Here is a 17,827-nt window from a genome sequence, read left to right as displayed (position 1 = left end):
AGCGCCGGGCCCATGCTCGCCCGTGCCGGAAGGCTCGACGAGGCACTCGAATGGCTGCGGCGTGCCGCCGACCAGGGCCACAGCGCCGCGTTGCTGGAAGGGTCTCTCCGCCTCCGAGCTGCGGGGCGGTGGGCAGAAGCGCTCGACTGGGCCGGCCGGGCCGCCGACCGCGGAGAGCCTGCCGCCCTCCGGCAGGGCCTGCTCGCGCTCGCCCGCCTCGGCCGTTGGGACGAAGCCCTCGCCTGGCTCCGGCACGCCGGGCGCGGCTCCCACCTGAGCGTGGTCAGCGAAGCCTGCGAGTGGCTGGCGCACGTCGGAGGCCGGGAGGAGGCGCTGACGTGGCTGACGCGCGCTGCCGAGCGGGACGACCGGAAGGCGCTGCAAGACCTGTCCGCGCTGCTGGCGGAAGCAGGCCACTTCGACGATGCCGCCGCATGGGCGGAACGGGCCGTCGTCAAAGGGGATTGGAAGCCTCTCACCGCCCTGGCCCGCCGGATCGCCAGGAGGAGGGGGATCGACGACGCCCTGCCCTTGTTGAGCCGTGCCGCGGAACAGGGCGACTGGCGTGCGCTGCGGGACATCACCCACCTGCTGGCGAGGGAGGGGCGGCTCGACGAGGCCGCCGACTGGGCCGACAGGGCGGCGCGGCACGGCCATCCCCTGATTCTCGGAGACGTTGCCCGGGCTCTGGGCAGGCGGGCCTTCCTGCCTCACCAGAAGCCCGGCGGCATGGAGCAGGTCCAAGCCGCCGTACGCTGGTTCGAGCGGGCCGCAGCGTACGGGGATGCCACCGCGCTGCGCAGCGCCGGTACATCTCTGGCCGACGCGGGCCAGCTCGACGAGGCACTCTCCTGGTTTCGCCGGGCCGCGGCCAAAGGTGACAGCAAGGCCCTGCTCAGTGGCGCGTGGCTCCTGGCAGAGGGCGGACGCCGCGAAGAGGCCCTGTCGTGGTATCACGAGGCGGCCGAGAGCGGGGAATCCGACGCTGCCGCACGGGGCATCGCCCACACGTTGTGGGCGTCCGGCCGCTTGGACGAGGCACTCGACTGGTTCAGGAGCTGCCGCCGTCCGGCCAGTTACGAGGGCGGTCGCTGCCTGATCGGCGCGGACAGGCTGGAGGAGGCTCAGACCTGGTTCGAGGTTCTGGCCGAGGACGGGAGCACCGAGGCCCTCACGGCCGGCGCCGCTCAGTTCGACCACGCCGGCCATCTGGACATGGCGCTCGTGCTCTACCGGCGCGCCGCCGACCGCGGGACACCGGGCGCGCTGCTCAGCGCCGGAGGCGCGCTGGCAAGGGCCGGGCGGCTGGACGAGGGCCTCTCCTGGTTCAGGGAGGCAGCCGCGCACCTGGGCTCCACACCCCTGGTACGCGCCGCGCGTCATCTGAACGGAGCCGGCCGTCTCGAAGAGGCGTTGACATGGTTCCGTGAAGCCGGGGAGCAGGGCGACGAAGACGCACTGGTCGAAGCCACAGGTCTCCTGGTGGGCTCCGGCCGGGTGGACGAAGCCCTGACGTGGTATCAGGAGGCGGGCAACGGCGCCGGCCTGACCGCGTTGAACCATTCCGCCGCTCTGCTGGCGGACGCCGGAGATGTGGACGCCGCGCTGGACGCCTACCGTGAGGCGGCCCGCCGCGGCGACGCCATGGCTCATCCGGCCGCGGTCACGGTTCTCCGTCGAGCGAACCGGTCCGTAGAGGCCGACGAGTTGCTGCGGTACGGCTGGGAGCCCGACGGCAGCGTCGCACACCCCTGGACGCCGTGACCTGTCGTCGCATCTCGTCGCAGAATCGGGATCTCGGGGCCCAGCGAAGTCTCTGACCAGTGATTTCGGCATGAGCGCCCGGTTCCTCATCGCACTTCGTAGTCCGGGCCGCAGGGGCGAGCACTGTGGTTGTCGAGCCAGCCGGCTCGTTCCGGGCACGCAGTCAGGAGAACGCCATGTCCCGCCATCGCATGACGACCCGACGCCTCCGCGAGTTCCGCAAGGGGAACAACGGCCTGCGCAGGACTGTCATCACAGGCGTCGTCTCCGGAGTGGTCCGCTTCGTTCTGGAAGCCGTCACCTCTCGGCTTCTGTGACGCGCCTTCTCAGCAGGAGAGGATTTGCACCATCCCCCACCCCGCTCGTGGTCACCCGCGAGTTGCCCCAAGCCGTCCGAGGTACCCATCGGCCGCTTCCTCACCGTGAGGTCGGCCCTCGCCCTTTCGGAGCGATCTTCGACAGGCTCGCCCCGCACCACTCGGCGGGAAGGGGCGCACGCCCGCCGGTTGCCAAACGTTGGATCGGCCGAAAACGATCAGGGATGGTTTCGGATGACTCCGAAACCATCCCTGATCTACAACTCTTCCGAGTCGGGACGACACGATTCAAACCTCGCCCCCTTGCCCCCCAGAAGTGCGCGTCCGGAGTACTTTCGGACATTCTCCAAGCTCTCCATGTCGGACATCCTGCCGGTGCTGAACCCCGGATCCCGCATGTCCGTCAAAGCCGATCGAGCCCCCCGGCCACCCTCGCTCCGGGACGCGGACGCCTGTGACGCGGAGGGATTCCGCCACAGCCCTGCGCACCTCTGGGCCGGCGAGGGAGCAACTGTGCGGGGTCGACGGGCGGAATGTATCCGCCGTGTATGCCCGCCTCCTTGAATCGCCGTGTCACCCGACGCAAGACGACAAGGGGAGAACCATGCACAGGAATTTCCGCCGGTCGCTGATCACCATGAGCGCGGTCGCGGCCACCGTGTTCACCGTTCCCACCGCTGTCGCGGCGCCGGTCGCGAACTTGTCGGAAGCCGCCGTTGCCGCACGGCCCGCCTTCAAGATGCCCTTCGAGTGCAACCAGACATGGCTCGGCAACAACTGGTCGGGGCACAGTCCCGCGCACTCGATCGACTGGAACCACTACGACGCGAACGGCACCCCGGACGACCTGGGCCGCCGGGTGTTCGCCAGTGCCGGTGGCACGGTCCTCGAGTCGTACTACTCGACGGGCGCCGGGTACGGGAACACGATAGTCATCGGTCACGGGGGCGGCTGGCAGACACGGTACGCCCATCTGAGGACTCGTTCGGTGGCCGCGGGCGCCACGGTGAACGTGGGCCAGCTGATCGGTGAGGTCGGCAACACCTCGGCCCTCTACGACATCTCCCCCCACCTCCACTACGAGCAGAAGCACGACGGAGCGGTCGTCGTGGCAGTCGTCCAGGGTGTCACGTGGAGCGACTACCTCAGGCGCAACCAGGTCAGCAACAACAGATGCTGACACACCTCCGGGTGTCGGCGGGAGGACCGACCGGCACCCGGTGACCCCCTGTACCAGGTGTGGGTGCGACGGCGGTCGCACCCACATCTGTTTCCATCGGTGCCGCTCAGAGACCATCGGGTGGCCTCCGATCCGAACGCGAACGCGGCTCGGTGCGTGCTTTTCCAGGGCGGAGAGGAAGGCGACTCGGCGCGTCGCCGGCTGACGACAACACGGGAAGCGTGCGTGCCGGCCGCCCGGCCGGAGGTCACCCGACAACCTCTCAGCGCATGGACCGGAGTTTGGCGTCCACCAGTCCGGCCTCATCGGGCAGGCCCAGACGGCGCCAGGTCGCCAGGGATCGGTGGAAGTAGTGCCGCGCTGTCTGCTTGCGGCCGGTCGCGTCGTGCAACTCGCCCAGCAGGCCCGCCACCCGGGCCTCGGCGCGGCGGTCCCCGAGCTGCTGCTGCACAGCGAGCGCACCGATCAACAGCGCCGACGCGCCACCGGCGTCGCCCTGCCGCAAGCACAGTTCCGCGATGCTCTGCTGCACGTACGCGGCGCAGTGCAGGTCGGCCAACTCGTCGAAGATGCCGAGGGCTCGCTCCAGCTCGCCACGCGCCGCCTGCGGTTCGCCACGCAGTTCGTGCAGCATGGCGACCCTGCGGCGCACCTGCGCCTCGCGATGCCGGTCCCCGTCGGCACGGGACAGTTCCAGGGCCCCTCGCAGCCAGCCGTCCGCGGCCTCCGGGTCCTTGCGCTCCAGCCAGACGGAGGCGATCGCGTTGCGTGCCACCGCCTCGCCGTGCCGGTCGCCGCACGCGGCGAAGTCCTTGAGCGCGGCGGTGAACGTTCCGAGCGCGGCGCCGAGATCACCCATGATCCGGTGGACCGAGCCGGAACCCACCGCGGCGATCGCTTCCCCCGTGGGGTGTCCGAGCTCAGCGAAGAGCGCCCTGGCCCGGTCGAAGGAGGCGAGCGCGTCCGGATACCTGTCCTGGTAGAGATGAAGTTGGCCAAGGTTGCGCAGCAGGGAAGCGGCCCTGACGTCGTCGTGGTGCGGCATGGCGTCGAGCACGAGCCGGTGGGTCCGCAGCCAGTCGCCGTAGTAGCCGCGCATGTCGAAGAAGCCCGCCAGTTCGATCGCCAGGTCGGCGGCCCTGTCGGTCCGCCCGAGCCGGACTGCGGCGTCGACGGCGGCGACGAGGTTGCGGTGCTCGCTCTCGAACCAGTCCACGGGCCGGGCGCGCACCATGCGGACGACATCGTGCGGCGGTCCGTCCGGCAAGCCCCGCTCGTCGGGCTCGCCCAGCACACCGAGGAAGCGGGTGGGCATGGCGGCGTTGGCGGAGCGGGCGAGGTCGGTGAGCGCGTCGATGACCCGCAGGCGCCGCCGCAACCGTATGTCCTGATCGTCCGTCAGTACCAATTCCCGGGCGTAGCACCGCAGTAGGTCGTGCATGCGGTAACGGTTCAGACCGAGACGGTCTCTGCCGACGACTTCGACGAGGTGTTCGTCGAGCAGGATGTCCAGACCCCCCGCCGTCTCACTGTCGCGCCCCGTCGCAACGGCGACGAGCCAGCCCGGGACGGCGTCGTCGGGCAGGTCTCCGAACGTGCGGAAGGCGGTGGCGGCGGGCTCGGGCAGATGGCGGTAACTGAGTTCGGCGCCGGCCCGCACCTCCAGCTCGCCGAAGCGGACCGCCCCGAGGCGACCGCGCTCGTCGCGCAGCGAGTCGGCCAGCGTGCCGACGCTCCAGCCGGGCCGGTTCACGAGCCGGGCGGCCGCGATCCGTACCGCCAGCGGAAGTGACCCGCACTCGGCGAGGACACGGTCGGCGTCGGCGCCCTCCCGGCGCAGCCGGTCCGCGCCGACGATGGCCCCGAACAGGGCGCGGGCGTCATCGTGCCGCATCAGCCCGAGCGGGCAGGCGCGCGCCGGGAGGCCGGGCATCCGGCGCCGCGAGCTGACCAGCACCGCCGAACCACCGGTGCCCGGGAGCAGTGGGCTCACCTGTGCGCTGTCCAGGGCGTCGTCGAGCACGATGAGGAAGCGCCGCTGGGCCAGGCGGGAACGGAACATCGCGGCGCGTTCGCCCGGTTCACCGGGTATCGCACTGTCGATGACGCCCAGGCCGCGCAGCATCTCGGCCAGGACGTCCGCCGGCTCACGGGGGCACTCGCTCGTTCCGGCCAGGTCGACGAAGAGCTGCCCGTCCGGGAACGCGTCACGCACCCGGTGGGCGACATGCACGGCCAGCGTGGACTTCCCGACACCCGGCGGGCCCGACACCGCCGCGACCACGGGCTGCCGGCCGGCGGTGGACAGTAACTCCTCCAGGTCGGCGACCTCGACGGCGCGTCCGGTGAAGTCGATTATGTCGATCGGGAGTTGGCAGACGGACACGGGCGTTGCCGCGCGACGGCGGCCGGGGTATCCGTTGACCTCGGCGCCGATGGCCCGCAGCGGCTCGCTGGGCTCTATCCCCAGCTCGGCGGCGATCACCCGCTCGGCCTCGGCGTACGCGGACCGCGCCTCGGCGCTGCGCCCCGCGCCGTTCAGCGCGTGCACGAGCATCCGCCACAGGTCCTCCCGCAGAGGGCTCTCGGTCAGCCGGGACCGAAGGCCGGAGACCAGGTGGGCGTAGTCCCCGAGCCGGAGCCGTAACTCGAGGCACTCGTCGACAGCGATGGACCGCAACCCCTCCATGCGCGTGATGGCCGGGTCCCACACCACGCTGGAGGGCACGTCCTGGAGCACCCCACCGCGCCACAGCCCCAGGGCCCTTTCGTAGGCACGCAGTGCCGCGGCGTCCTCACCGCGGTCGCGAGCGGCGCGGGCCGAGGCGAGATGCTGCTCGAAGAGCAGCATGTCCGCCTCCCCGGGTTCGACGCCCAGCGAGTAACCGGAGGGCTCGGTACGCAGTCCGTCGACCGCCGTCGGGGGCAGCCGCAACCGCAGCGTCCGTACGTACGTGCGCACATTGGCGACCGCGGACCGAGGTGCGCCACCTGGCCACAGGACCTCCGTCAGCAGGTCCAGTGAGACGAAGCCGTTCGGCTGGAGCAGCAAAGTCGCCAGTACGGCCCGGGGCTTGGCCCCGCCGATCCGTACCGGGACTCCGTGCGCCCTCACCTGGAGCGGCCCCAGGACTCCGAATGTCGGCTCCCCCACCGCAGCCCTCCGTGATCTCGGTAACTTCGGTGCAGCGTAACGATGTTCGAAGCCTCTCCAGACGAAATCCGGGTGACGGCTCCCCCTCTATCCGTTCGGCGCTCGCCACCGATCCCGACGCGTGGGCCCGGCCGCCCACCCGGCACCGCACCCGCCAGGGGTACAGCCTCCTGGCGGAATGCCCCTGAGGACGTTCCTCCGGGCCCGGTGGTCCACGCCTGGACCACCGGGAAGGCTGCTCCGTGGGCCGACACGGGCGGCCGGGCGCGCGGCTCACCGCACGCGGGCGGACGCCCGGCTGCGGCTCTCCTCGACCTCGCTGAAGCTGCGGCGCTCCACCCCGTGGATCACCGCGAACCTCTACAGCCACCTCACCCGACAGGCCGCACACCGGGCCATCGACACCGTCGGCCAAACCTCACCACGGCCGCACGAGCCGCTGCCCGCCTGCCCGGACCGGGGTGGCTGCGACCACCTCGCGACCACATCCACCGCCTCCGCGCAGCCCTCCCCGAACCCCGCTCCCCCGCACCACCCGATACCAGGCGAAACAACCCCGGCGCGCGGGCGCGCGACCACACTGCGACCACCACGCCCCGGAATGCACGAAAGGCCGCCCTCTCACGGATGAGAGAACGGCCTCCGACCTGCGTTTCCGCATGGTCGGGACGACAGGATTTGAACCTGCGACCCCTTGACCCCCAGATCGATGGGGCGGAGGGAAAATCATGACATACGGCATAATCTCAGGGCGCACAGCGTGCACATCCGTACAGGCTGTGCGCCCATCGACGTGGGCGTTGGTCCCCAACTGGTCCCCAAGGGGCATCACCTGACCCTCGGACCCGCCCGCCGTCGCAGACGGTCACCCGGGGAAAAGCGGCTCAGGAAGCGGCGTGGCCCCGCTTCCGTTCGGCTCGACGTCGCAGGTCGCGAATGACCTCATACCAACGCCAGGAGCCGTCCCAGTCGCAGGCCTCGTGCCCGCCGGGCTCCCAGTCCGCAAGCTCGTCCAGCCGCTTGAGCAGGACATCCGGATCGACAGGTACACGGTGCGTACGCTCGTCGTCGAGCTGCCCTGCGATGTTGTGCAGCCGGTGAGCAGCGCGGTAGTAGGACAGCTGGGTGTCGGTCAGCCGGCGTACGGCGTAGCCGCCACACCTGCTGCACCAGTCCCAGTCGTCACGGGCCAGCAGGTCGGCCAGGGTCAGGAGGTCGTCGCTCGTCGCGAGGCCTCGATCCCGTGTATGCCGGCACAGGGGTGAGTGCCCCTTGCCTTCGAACTTGGGATCCGAGTTCGTGGCGTAGATCTGCGCCTGACCCAGGACACCCAGTGGAAGGTCTCTACCGCTGCGCCAGCGGTCGGTGCTGGGCGGCCGGAACGGTGAGAGGTCCAAGGGAGCAGGCGCCAGCAGGCCCTCCCACACCGCAAGGGGCAGCATGCCGGAGCGGCCGGTGTCGAGGCTCCGCAAGTCGGAAACACCACGTGCCATGGCGAGCATGCGCAGATTGTGTTCCTTGTCATGCTCCCGATACGTCCGCCGGGCGACTTCCTTAGCCCCGGCTGCAAGGCCCAGGGCAACACCAAAGTGGTCATCCTGCCGTACATAGTCGTGGCCCGAGGACGGGTCATCGTCAGCCTCTGGCGCGGGGACGACCTCCTTGGTCCACGGACTGATCACGCTCTCGGGGAGGTCCGACGCGCCGGCGACGATGACTCCAAGCCAGCCCTGGGCGAGTCGCCTCCCAATGACCTCGAGAGGCAAAACCTCCACTCCCCCGCTCGTCGAGAAGACGATGTAGAGCTGGTCGGCGGTATACGAGAAGGTCCGCAGCGCACGGAGGTGAGCGGGGGTAACGGGCTGGCGGTCGAAGACAGCCGTGTCGTCGAAAACCCCGGGCCGGATAGAGTCCGGCTGCCCTTGGCCCGCTTCGGTAGCCACGGCTTCGGAACCGCCCGGATCGCACGCGAGGCTGCCCGAGGGGTCCAGGAGTCTGTCGGCGACGAGGGCCGGAACTCTCAGCGTCAGCGTGCGCCGACCCCACTCGGCGGTCACGGTCCACGTCACCACTACGCCAACGGTCCACCGATCGAGGCCGTCCAGGAACCCGGGCGCACCTCCGCGCGAAGGCTCCTCCGTGGCCTCCGGCAAGCGCGCCGTGACCCATACCGTCGGTGTCGAATCCGCCGCCGCAGCACAGGCGCCGGCTTCGTCCTCCCAGGACTGGATCAGGCGGGCGGCTCCTTCCAGAGCTTCCGCGTGCCCCTTCTTGTTGGGCCGGATGCCGTGCACGAGGTCATAGCGGCTGATCGAGCGTGATTCAGGCCCTTCCCAGCCCCGCTCCGCCGAGTACTGCCAGCTGCGCCAGAGCGCGTTCAGGCCTGCGGAGATCCGGCTGCTGTTGCCGAGCACCGCGAAGGCAGGATCGTCGATCGGCAGCGAACGCTTCTCCAGCGTCGCCGCCGCAGCGGCTACCACGAGACCAGACGGCTCCACGAAGAGGGCCACGTGCGCCCGCAGAACCTCGAGGTAGCTCTCCTTCGCCGACACGTGCGGCCGAGCCCAGTCCGTCAGCCAAGGAAAGTGGGCGATGGCTGCCTGCGCTCGGTTAAGGCTCCCCGCAGCATGACGCCAGCGAGACAAGACCCGCTCCTGCAGCTCTTCGGCTTCCCTGAGCGCTTCCCACCACCCGTCGTCCTCCTCATCATCATCGTCCTCGTCCGCAGCACCCCGTTCCGAGTGCAAGAGCTCGGCTGCAGCTCGCACCTCGTCCTGGGTCCAGTACACGTCCTCGTCCGGCTCCGCATAGGCCTGCAGCTGGTGGAGCAGTCCCGCTCCGCCGAGCGCGTTCATGAAGATGCCCAGTCCGGATGACGGCCGGATCCTCGGGCCCCAGTCCGCGCAACCGGAGCAAAACCTGTCCACCACGTCCGCGTTCAACGGAACCTCGGTCGTCGTCACGTTGGTCGTACGGAGCTGACTGCATTCCCTCCGGACATGCAGTCTGGCGTTCTTGCCCTTCGCCGAGTACACGGTGATCTTGGTGCCCTCGAACGGCCCGAGCGGTACGTCGGCTGTCAGCATGCGATCGCGCACAACTCCCCCTTCTCCTGCCTTGCGAGCATAGGGCTGCGCAGCGACGAATGTCCCTAGACGCCAGAGCCGCCACCCGCTCCCGGTTCGAGCTAGCTCGGTACTGGACAACCTTGCGATGCCACTCCCCAGCGAACGGGTCCCATGGCGATCTTCTGCACGCTAGGCTGCGCGGAATAGTGTCAGACTCAGGCTGGGAAGAAACCTGAATGGACCGTCCAATCCAGGCGTTCATCGACAGGATCAACCACGGCCCGGCCGGACTTCTGCTCGGTCAGAGCCATCTACGTCTCGGCGGCCTAGAAGACCCACTCCTCTCGCTGGCGCAGACGAAGCTCGGTGGAGACGTCGACACGTACGACGTCCTTCTCACTGCAGGCGAGGCCGGCCCAGGTTTCGCCAACTGGCTGGACGAACGGTGCAGCCAGCTCGCTCCGTCCGAGCATCTTGACGCCATCTCGGACTACCCGTGGGTCGGCGTGTGGTCCTCAGCCATCGACAGCATCTGGCCAACAGTGTTCGAAAAGCCCTGGCGAGAAGTCCAGCGCATCTTCAGTGAGCGCTACAGGCCTAGCGACCCCCGCAACCGACGACGCCTCCACTGCACCTATCTCTACGGATGCACGGCCAGAACGGAGCCGGAGGAGCGGTTCCCGGTGTCCCGGCTCGAAAAGCTCAAGCGGCGGACCGTGGCCAACGCCCTCGCCTACCGGATGATCGAGGCACTCGGACCGCTCGGCACCCTGGCAATCGACGGCTACGCTGGCGGCGACTGGCTCACGGACGAGGACCTGGCCGGGCTGGTGCTCCAGATGCAGAAGGGACAGTGTCATCTCTTCTCCGTCACGGACGATCTGCTGAAGAACTCGATGCTCGCGGATCTGGCCGCTGACGGGCACCTGGTCGTCCACGACCAACCGCTCGCCCTGGTGCTCGAGGAGGGTTCCTCCGCTGGGCTCATCACCGCGGACCCCCTTGTCGAGCGGGGTGATCTCCAGCGACTCGTCAGCTTCGGCAACGGTAGTCATTCGGTACCCCGGGACCTGTGGGTGCCGTTGTCGTCGAGCGCCCAGCTGCTGAGCGAAGCCATGCTCGTCACACCAACTCCCGTCTCAGCGGATGCCCGCTACTCCGCGTTCCGCCAGTTCCTTGGCTCATCGTCAGCCAGCATCAATTGGGAGGGCATCGGGCGAGGTTTCGCGTTCCACCGGGACTTCGAGCGGCGGCTCGAGGATTGGATCGCGACCCGCGCGTCCCGGAGGGAGATCTCGGACCAGCCACTCGTCCTGCACGGAGCGACCGGGACGGGCAAGAGTGTGGCACTCGCCAGCGTGGCGTACACCCTCGCCAGCCGTCGCCGTTACCCAGTGATCCACCTCGGCCAGAGTGTAGGTACCTCTGCAATGCCCGCGCTTGATGCCTTCTGTCAGTGGGCCGAGAGCGAGGGAGCGGACAGTACAGTCATCGTCTGGGACGCGATGCGAGACATGGACTGGTACGCGGATATCGCCCGGCGCTTCTCTGGACGCGGGCGCCGCGTGGTCCTCGTCGGCAGCACATATCGCATCGAGGCGACCAAGATCCCGTCGAAACGCCGCAAGGGTTACGTTGAGGCGCCCACCGTGCTCACGGCCGACGAGCCACGGCGGATAGCCGATTTCCTGGCCAGCCTCGATGCCAGTCTCGCCCAGATCGCCGAGCGCAGACTCAGCCTGGAAGCAAGCTTCCTCGCGTTCCTCTATCGCCTGCTCCCCCCAACTCGGGCGACTGTCCGTAGCGGTGTGGTCCGCGAGCTGGAGCAGGTTGAGCGGAGCCTGGTCAAACGAGCATCGAAGCCGGATACCAGGGACACTCCGAAGACCACGCTTGGCTACGCCCTGCTGGAGGCGGGCCTCATCCCGCAACTGCCCTTCGACGGCAGAGCCGCCAGCGCAACTGAGCTCGAAAACTTCACAGTGGTGGAGGAATTGACGGCGCTCATCATGGTGGCTGGCCAGTTCGGCCTGTCTGTGCCACTGGAGCTACTGATCCGGTCGACTGGTGAGGCGGGCTACTTCAATGTAGCCCGCCTCTTCGACGACGTGGATCTGGTGCGCTGGGAGGAGGACCACGAGGGGAACTTCCGGCTGGGAGCGCGCAGCCGTCTGGAAGCCCAGCTCATCGCAACCAGTCGGCTTGGGTCCACCGCCCGCGAAGCGGACTACGCAAAGCGCCTAATCGTCGAGGCTCGTGGTTCCGATTACGCGATCTCCGGTTCCCGAGAGATCGATTTTGTGGCCGACCTAGTCCGGGCCATGGGCGCTCAGGGCCCCGAACCCGAGCGCTTCCGCAAGGAGTTCCCGCTCATCTCCGACGCACTCCGCGAGCTGCGCGAGGAACGCGGCCTGGAGAACCCCCGACTGATGCTGCAGGAAGCAAATCTGTTGAGGGAGTTCGTAATCCGGTCACGCAACAACCAGCAGAGTGACGGCACTTACGACTTCGCGCGTATGACCGTGGCACTGCGGACCGCGACGGAGATCCTTCACATCGCTCTAAACCAGTTCCAGCCCGACGCTCTGTCTCCGCTGAGGAGCAAACTGAGGGTCGAGCTGGCGGCCACGTACGCCGCCCAGGCCCAAGGCATGCGCAGCGAGCACCGGGCAGCAGAGGAAGTCGCGTTCTTCGAGCAAGCCAGACAAGAGCTCGCGCTGGCACGGGAACTGGACCAAGAGAGCTTTTACCCTGTCGATGTCCTCGCCTGGTCAACCCGCAACGTTCTTGGTTCTCTGACCGACGAACAGCGCTCCGAGGCGATCGTGGACGTTCTCAGCGCCTTTGAGACGCTGTCACCCGAAGATCTCGACCCGAGCCAAGTCCAGAACTACCACAGGCGGCGCCTGGAGTTCGCCACTGAGGCCAACAATCTCACGCTGGCAGACGAAGCCTTCCAGGCACTCGCGGACCGCGGGTCGGGGGCAGGCGTCTATCTGAGGGCGCGGGCGATCGCGGACCCCACGGCCCTCAGGGAGACGCTTGATTCATCGGCCCATCAAAGGATCTCTGACGCCCTGGCCTATCTCGACACACACAAGGAGTTGGTATCCGGGGACAGCAGGTGCCTCAACCTGAAACTGGATCTGTGGTGGCTCCAGAATGCCGGCAGGCGTCTGTTCAGTGACGAGCGGGAGTGTCTGCCGTTCAACCAGGGGCAGTGGCAGGAGGCTCTTCGACTGATCGCCGCGATCGAGGACACCGGACGCACCTACCGGGACATCCCCCTGGCCTTCATCCGGGGCATCGCGGAATTCCACCGAGGAGAGCTCGGTGCGGCCTTCTCAACTTTTTCCGACCTCGAGACTCGGTCCGACGAGGTCAAGGGACGGCGGCGGATCATCCGTTCCTACCTGGCGTCAGAAAGTCACGGAAACCCACAGCTCTTCAATGGCGAGATCGCCCGGCTCTCCCGCGACCTGCGACGGGGGGAGGTCTACGTCGAGAGCCTGCGTCGACGCGTGATCTTCATTCCGTCTGAGTTCAAGGGCCGCGACCTCAGACTCGGCGCCAACCTGGGAAAGTTCCACATCGGCTTCAACCTGCTGGGCATCATCGCCGACCCAGAGCCCTTCCTCCACACCAGGCGACAGGAGCGCTGACCCGTGCTGCCATGGACCGCGCGCACTCCCAAGGACCAGTTGGTGGAGTTCGTTCGACTCCGCGAGCGCATCGACGATCTGTCCCGCGCACTGCTCTCCAGCGCGACCCCGGTGTTCGGGGCCGTCTCCCTGCCGACCCCGAACGTCGACGCCGCCCCGGAGCTCGCATTCATCAGGACCGCAAGCTGGCTCTACTGCCACTACAAGGAAACCGGGAGAGTGGGCGTCAAGTTCCTTATGGACCGCCCAGCCGTCCAGTCCCTACCCGAAATACGCTCACACGAACGCCTCGTCCACGCGTTGCGCACGTGGTCCCAGCACACCATTAACCCAGCCTCCGGCAACCATGACCGGAGGATCCTCAAGACCTGCTCCGACTGGTTCGAGGAGGTGTCTGCCGTTCTACTCCCCAGCTCCAATGAGGACTGGGAAAGGGCCCTTCATTCCCTGCTCGGAGAGGCCTGTGAGTTCGTCAGCCAGCTCACCAAGCAGGTCGAGCAAATCCGGGCTGACGAAGCACGCTCCCAGATCTGTCAGCAATGGGAGGACCGAATCTCGCGCGACTGGCCCGCCCACCGCTTCCACACGATCGTCTCCACCGTCGCGAGCGACATGGGGCGGAACACTGTCGACCCGGTCGCACTGTTCAAACGGAGCGAAAACGAGATCAGGAAGGCTCTGCGGATCACAAACGAGTCCGACCTGGAGTTCGCCGCCCGCCAGTGCATCGAGCGCGTTCTGCTCGCCGAGATCTCCAAACTCCTGCCCATCACCGGCAAAGACATCATTGAAACCCTCGGCGTGGAACCGGGCAAGAAGGTCGGTGAGCTGCTCCAGGAGGCGCGGAAGATCTACGAGGAAGCTCAGTACACCCGTGATCAGCTGCTCGAACGGCTGGCTCCGCTGGCCGACTCAACGGCGCCGTCTGGCCGCCCCGAGGCCTGACTCCTGCGTAAGGGGCACCTTCATTCCATGAGCGCCACGGGCCTTGCCTCCTGCCGAAGTGAGATGCCCCGTTTGCCACACCGAGTGCAGATGGCCGACAAGGGTCCGCCCAACTCCCAGTGGGTGGAAGGCATCATGTGAAGCTTCCCCTTGATGGTGGACACCTGGAGACTGGAATCTGAGGTTCCAGAGGAAGTAGCGCCAGGTGGGAAGCAAGTACACGAAGCGGTACACCGAGGAGTTCAAGCGGGACGCGATCGCGCTCGTCGACTCCTCAGGCAAGGCGGTGACGGCGGTCGCCCAGGAACTCGGCATCAGTTCCGAGTCCCTGCGCGGCTGGTATCGCCGGGCCAAGGCCGACCGAGGCGAGGGCAGCCCGGCGAGCTGACCGGTGCCGAGCGCGAGGAACTGCGGCGGCTGCGCAAGGAGAACCGCGAACAGCAGCAGACGATCAGATCCCGAAAAAAGCGACAGCCTTCTTCGCGAAGGAGAGCGACCGGTGAGCGCGTTGTACCGGTTGATCCACGCGGAGAAGGCGAACTACCCGGTCGTGCTGCTGTGCCGGGTGCTGCACGTGGCCCGCTCCTCCTACTACGCTTGGTGCGAGGGCGAGGCCGCCCGCCATGCCCGGCAGACTGCCGACGACGCACTGGCGCACGAGATCACCGTGCTGCACATCGCTTCCCGTCGCACCTACGGCGTCCCGCGCATCCATGCCGAACTGCGGCGTCTGGGGCGCCGGGTGAACCGCAAGCGCATCGCGCGCGTCATGCGCGAGCGCGACATCCGCGGCGTCACCCGCCGAAAGCGGCGCTCGCTGCCCCGGCCGGACGTGAAGACGAAGCCGGCTCCGGACCTGACCGGCCGGGACTTTCACGCTGAGCGCCCCGGCACCAGGCTGGTCGGGGACATTACCTACCTGGCCACCGTCGAGGGCTGGCTCTACCTCGCCTGCTGGCTCGACCTGGCCACCCCGCGAGGTCGTCGGCTACGCCATGGCCGACCACCACCGCGCAGAACTAGTCGTCGACGCCCTCGACATGGCCCACGGCCGGGGCGACCTGACGCCCGGCTGCGTGATCCACAGCGATCGCGGCAGCGAGTGCACATCGACTCAATTCCGGTACCAAATAAGCGAGTTGAGACTACGGCAAAGCTGCGGGCGCACCGGATCCTGCTTCGACAACGCCGCTGCGGAAAGCTTATGGGCCTTACTCAAGGAGGAGGTCGGCACCCACACCTGACCCAACCGGGCCACCGCCCGCGGTGAGGTTTTCGACTTCATCGAGACCTTCTACAACCGCCGCCGCCTGCGCAAACATAAAACTTTCGGCTACCTCACCCCAGCCGAGACCCGGCAGCGACACCAACACGCCCTCGCGGCATAACGAACGAGTGTCCAACATCACGGGGAAACTTCACAGCGCTACCTGCACCCGGACGTCCACAAGATCACGGCCGCCGGGGCGACGCTCCACGCTCGTTCCCGAGCCCATCGTCATGACCCGCTGACCCGCTGCCCCGGTCAAGGACGCCGGACCTCCAGCTGGTCCCCAACTGGTCCCCAAAAACGATCAAGGGCCGGTTTCGGATTGCTCCGAAACCGGCCCTAACCTCGACTGTCTCCAGTCGGGACGACAGGATTTGAACCTGCGACCCCTTGACCCCCAGTCAAGTGCGCTACCAAGCTGCGCCACGTCCCGCTGCCTGTCTGACCTGGGGTTTCCCCCTGGCTGAAGGCGCATGAGAACAATACCGCACTTCGACCGGTGGTCACGAACACCTTTCGCCGCTTGACCTCAACCATGCTTGATGTTGAACGCTGGGCCGCATGACGAACACGACCGCCGCACAGGCGTCCGCATACCGCGACCTGCCCCGGCTGATGAGCCTGATGACCGGCGACGAGAAGCACGGCCCTGCCGCGACGTCGACCCTGGACGCGCTCTGGGTGCTGTACGACCGGGTCCTGCGGGTGACACCGGAGACCGTCGACGCGCCGGACCGGGACCGCTTCCTGCTGTCGAAGGGGCACGGGCCCATGGCGTACTACGCGGTCCTCGCCGCGCACGGGTTCTTCGGCGAGGAGCTGCTGGCGGGCTTCGGCTCGTACGGATCGCCGCTCGGCCACCACCCCGACCGGCTCCTGGTGCCCGGCGCCGAGATCGGCAGCGGCTCGCTGGGGCACGGGCTGCCGCTCGCCGTGGGGAGCGTGCTGGGACTGCGGGCCCAGGGAATGACCGGGCCGCGGGTATGGGTGCTGACCGGCGACGCCGAGCTGGACGAGGGCAGCAATCACGAGGCGATCGCCTACGCAGGACCGGCCGGGCTGGAGCAGCTGCACACCGTGGTGATCGACAACGCCTCGGCGACGTACGGACGCCCCGGCGGGATCGCGGAGCGGTTCGCGACCGCGGGCTGGTCGGTCGCCTCCGTGGACGGGCGGGACCACGAGGCGCTGTACGCGGCCTTCACCGCACCGCACCCCGGGCAGCCCAGGGCCGTCGTGGCCCGGGTCGACCCCAAGCACTGAGCCGTGGCACGACCCGACCTCGACGAAACCCCTGAACGGAAGCAGAGGAACATCCCCATGGACACGATGCGTGACCGTTTCATCGCCACCACCACCCAGCTGCTCGACGAGGACCCCCGCCTGGCGCTCGTGCTCGCCGAGATCAGCCGCGACGGATTCGGCCGGGCCGAGCGGGACCATCCCGACCGGGTCGTGAACGTCGGCATCCGTGAGCAGCTGCTCGTCGGGGCCGGCGCCGGGATGGCGCTCACCGGATTGCGGCCGGTCCTGCACACCTTCGCGAGTTTCCTGGTGGAGCGGCCGTTCGAGCAGGTGAAGCTCGACTTCGGCCACCAGGGGGTCGGCGGGGTGCTGGTGAGCGCGGGGGGCTCGTACGACTGGCCGGCCGGCGGGTTCACCCACATGGCGCCCGGGGACGTGGCGCTCATGGACACGCTGGAGGGCTGGACCGTGCACGTGCCGGGCCATCCCGACGAGGCGGAGACACTGTTGCGCGAGGCGGCCGCCGGGGAAGGCCGGGTGTATGTGCGGCTGTCGCTGCAGTCCAACGGCCGGGGGCGCCAGGTCGGCGGCACGGGCGGGTTCTCCACCGTGCGGGAGGGAGCGGGCGGGGTCGTGGTCGCCGTCGGCCCGATGCTCGACAACGTCCTCGCCGCGACGGAGGGACTCGACGTGACCGTGTTGTACGCGACCACCGTGCGGCCGTTCGACGGCCGAGGGCTGCGCCGGGCGGCCGGCGGCCGGGCCACCGCCGACGTGGTGATCGTCGAGCCGTACCTGGCGGGCACCTCGACGGGCGCCGCCAACGACGCGCTCGCCGCACTCCCCCACCGGATCCTGGGGCTCGGCGTATCGCGCGAGGAGCTGCGGCGTTACGGGCAGATGGACGAGCATCTCGCGGCACACGCTCTGGACCCGAAGGGCCTGCGGGGCCGGATCAGCGCATTCCTTGGCGGGTGAGACGGCGAACGCGGCCCATACGGGCCCATTGACCCCGCGGAAGGCGTGACCCTACCCTGAAGCGCGTCCGGAAAGCGCTTTCTACATCCTCTCGGCACCCACCCCCCACAGGGAGCGCCCGTGAACCGTCGCCCTTCGATCCGCGGCGTCCTAGTACTGCAACGGTCTTTGTTCTGATGTGTGGGCAGTTTCTGGTGGTGTGTGGCCGCGTCGTTTGTAGTGGCTGATCCGGGCTTGGAACTGT

At 68.3% G+C, this 17,827-nt stretch carries 11 protein-coding genes, 1 tRNA gene and 1 pseudogene; 10 read left to right on the top strand and 3 right to left on the bottom strand.

The genetic code is table 11. The features are described from left to right. Positions 1 to 12 precede the first annotated feature (12 nt). The 3 genes from ACIQMX_RS37195 to ACIQMX_RS37185 all read left to right on the top strand — a co-directional run bounded on the left by ACIQMX_RS37195 (position 13) and on the right by ACIQMX_RS37185 (position 3,261). Complete coding sequence (locus ACIQMX_RS37195) at positions 13 to 1,764, top strand: tetratricopeptide repeat protein (protein ID WP_402484855.1); 1,752 nt, start codon at positions 13 to 15, stop codon at positions 1,762 to 1,764. Between the two features lie 176 nt (positions 1,765 to 1,940). Beyond that, a complete protein-coding gene (locus tag ACIQMX_RS37190; protein WP_402484852.1) occupies positions 1,941 to 2,081 on the top strand; it encodes a hypothetical protein in 141 nt (46 codons plus the stop codon). Positions 2,082 to 2,685: 604 nt separating this feature from the next. Continuing rightward, entirely contained in the window at positions 2,686 to 3,261 is a 576-nt protein-coding gene (locus ACIQMX_RS37185; protein ID WP_402484849.1) for a M23 family metallopeptidase, read from the top strand. Positions 3,262 to 3,523: 262 nt separating this feature from the next. On the opposite strand, the gene ACIQMX_RS37180 is transcribed toward ACIQMX_RS37185, so the two are convergent. Then, complete coding sequence (locus tag ACIQMX_RS37180) at positions 3,524 to 6,415, bottom strand: BTAD domain-containing putative transcriptional regulator (protein WP_402484846.1); 2,892 nt, start codon at positions 6,413 to 6,415, stop codon at positions 3,524 to 3,526. An 884-nt stretch (positions 6,416 to 7,299) separates the two neighbouring features. Then, positions 7,300 to 9,501 carry a hypothetical protein gene (locus tag ACIQMX_RS37175; protein ID WP_402484844.1) on the bottom strand — a complete coding sequence of 734 codons (2,202 nt, stop codon included), beginning with the start codon at positions 9,499 to 9,501 and terminating at the stop codon, positions 7,300 to 7,302. A gap of 218 nt (positions 9,502 to 9,719) precedes the next feature. Here ACIQMX_RS37175 and ACIQMX_RS37170 point away from each other — a divergent pair, with 218 nt between their 5' ends. The 5 genes and pseudogenes from ACIQMX_RS37170 (at position 9,720) to ACIQMX_RS37150 (ending at position 15,334) form a co-directional block, all read left to right on the top strand. Continuing rightward, positions 9,720 to 13,145: a hypothetical protein gene (locus ACIQMX_RS37170; RefSeq protein ID WP_402484841.1), complete on the top strand. Its 3,426-nt coding sequence runs from the start codon at positions 9,720 to 9,722 to the stop codon at positions 13,143 to 13,145. Positions 13,146 to 13,187: 42 nt separating this feature from the next. Then, on the top strand, positions 13,188 to 14,090 hold the full coding sequence (locus tag ACIQMX_RS37165; RefSeq protein WP_402484838.1) for a hypothetical protein: 903 nt from the start codon (positions 13,188 to 13,190) through the stop codon (positions 14,088 to 14,090). A gap of 205 nt (positions 14,091 to 14,295) precedes the next feature. Continuing rightward, positions 14,296 to 14,478, top strand: a complete 183-nt coding sequence (locus ACIQMX_RS37160) for a transposase (protein WP_402484835.1) — start codon at positions 14,296 to 14,298, stop codon at positions 14,476 to 14,478. Between the two features lie 3 nt (positions 14,479 to 14,481). Beyond that, positions 14,482 to 14,889: pseudogene (locus tag ACIQMX_RS37155) on the top strand (IS3 family transposase); the annotation flags it as partial. 196 nt (positions 14,890 to 15,085) lie between these two features. Then, positions 15,086 to 15,334, top strand: a complete 249-nt coding sequence (locus ACIQMX_RS37150) for a hypothetical protein (protein ID WP_402484832.1) — start codon at positions 15,086 to 15,088, stop codon at positions 15,332 to 15,334. Positions 15,335 to 15,719: 385 nt separating this feature from the next. Here the strand turns inward: ACIQMX_RS37150 and ACIQMX_RS37145 are convergent. Beyond that, a tRNA-Pro gene (locus tag ACIQMX_RS37145) sits at positions 15,720 to 15,793 on the bottom strand. A 128-nt stretch (positions 15,794 to 15,921) separates the two neighbouring features. Here ACIQMX_RS37145 and ACIQMX_RS37140 point away from each other — a divergent pair. Together ACIQMX_RS37140 and ACIQMX_RS37135 are read left to right on the top strand one after the other, a co-directional pair. Further along, positions 15,922 to 16,623: a transketolase gene (locus ACIQMX_RS37140; protein WP_402484830.1), complete on the top strand. Its 702-nt coding sequence runs from the start codon at positions 15,922 to 15,924 to the stop codon at positions 16,621 to 16,623. A 57-nt stretch (positions 16,624 to 16,680) separates the two neighbouring features. Next, a complete protein-coding gene (locus ACIQMX_RS37135; RefSeq protein WP_402484827.1) occupies positions 16,681 to 17,583 on the top strand; it encodes a transketolase family protein in 903 nt (300 codons plus the stop codon). Positions 17,584 to 17,827: the final 244 nt, after the last annotated feature.

It is taken from the genome of Streptomyces sp. NPDC091416 (genome assembly GCF_044756845.1).
Classification (GTDB): Bacteria; Actinomycetota; Actinomycetes; order Streptomycetales; family Streptomycetaceae; genus Streptomyces.
Note: the sequence above shows the minus strand (reverse complement) of the source record. Positions and strands in the feature narration are given on the sequence as shown.

Bases quoted from the DNA above. Each gene is read 5' to 3' on its own strand.
- ACIQMX_RS37195 (WP_402484855.1), top strand. From the start codon at position 13: ATGCTCGCCCGTGCCGGAAGGCTCGACGAGGCACTCGAATGGCTGCGG.
- ACIQMX_RS37190 (WP_402484852.1), top strand. From the start codon at position 1,941: ATGTCCCGCCATCGCATGACGACCCGACGCCTCCGCGAGTTCCGCAAG.
- ACIQMX_RS37185 (WP_402484849.1), top strand. From the start codon at position 2,686: ATGCACAGGAATTTCCGCCGGTCGCTGATCACCATGAGCGCGGTCGCG.
- ACIQMX_RS37175 (WP_402484844.1), bottom strand. From the start codon at position 9,501: ATGCTGACAGCCGACGTACCGCTCGGGCCGTTCGAGGGCACCAAGATC.
- ACIQMX_RS37170 (WP_402484841.1), top strand. From the start codon at position 9,720: ATGGACCGTCCAATCCAGGCGTTCATCGACAGGATCAACCACGGCCCG.
- ACIQMX_RS37150 (WP_402484832.1), top strand. From the start codon at position 15,086: ATGGCCGACCACCACCGCGCAGAACTAGTCGTCGACGCCCTCGACATG.
- ACIQMX_RS37140 (WP_402484830.1), top strand. From the start codon at position 15,922: ATGACGAACACGACCGCCGCACAGGCGTCCGCATACCGCGACCTGCCC.
- ACIQMX_RS37135 (WP_402484827.1), top strand. From the start codon at position 16,681: ATGGACACGATGCGTGACCGTTTCATCGCCACCACCACCCAGCTGCTC.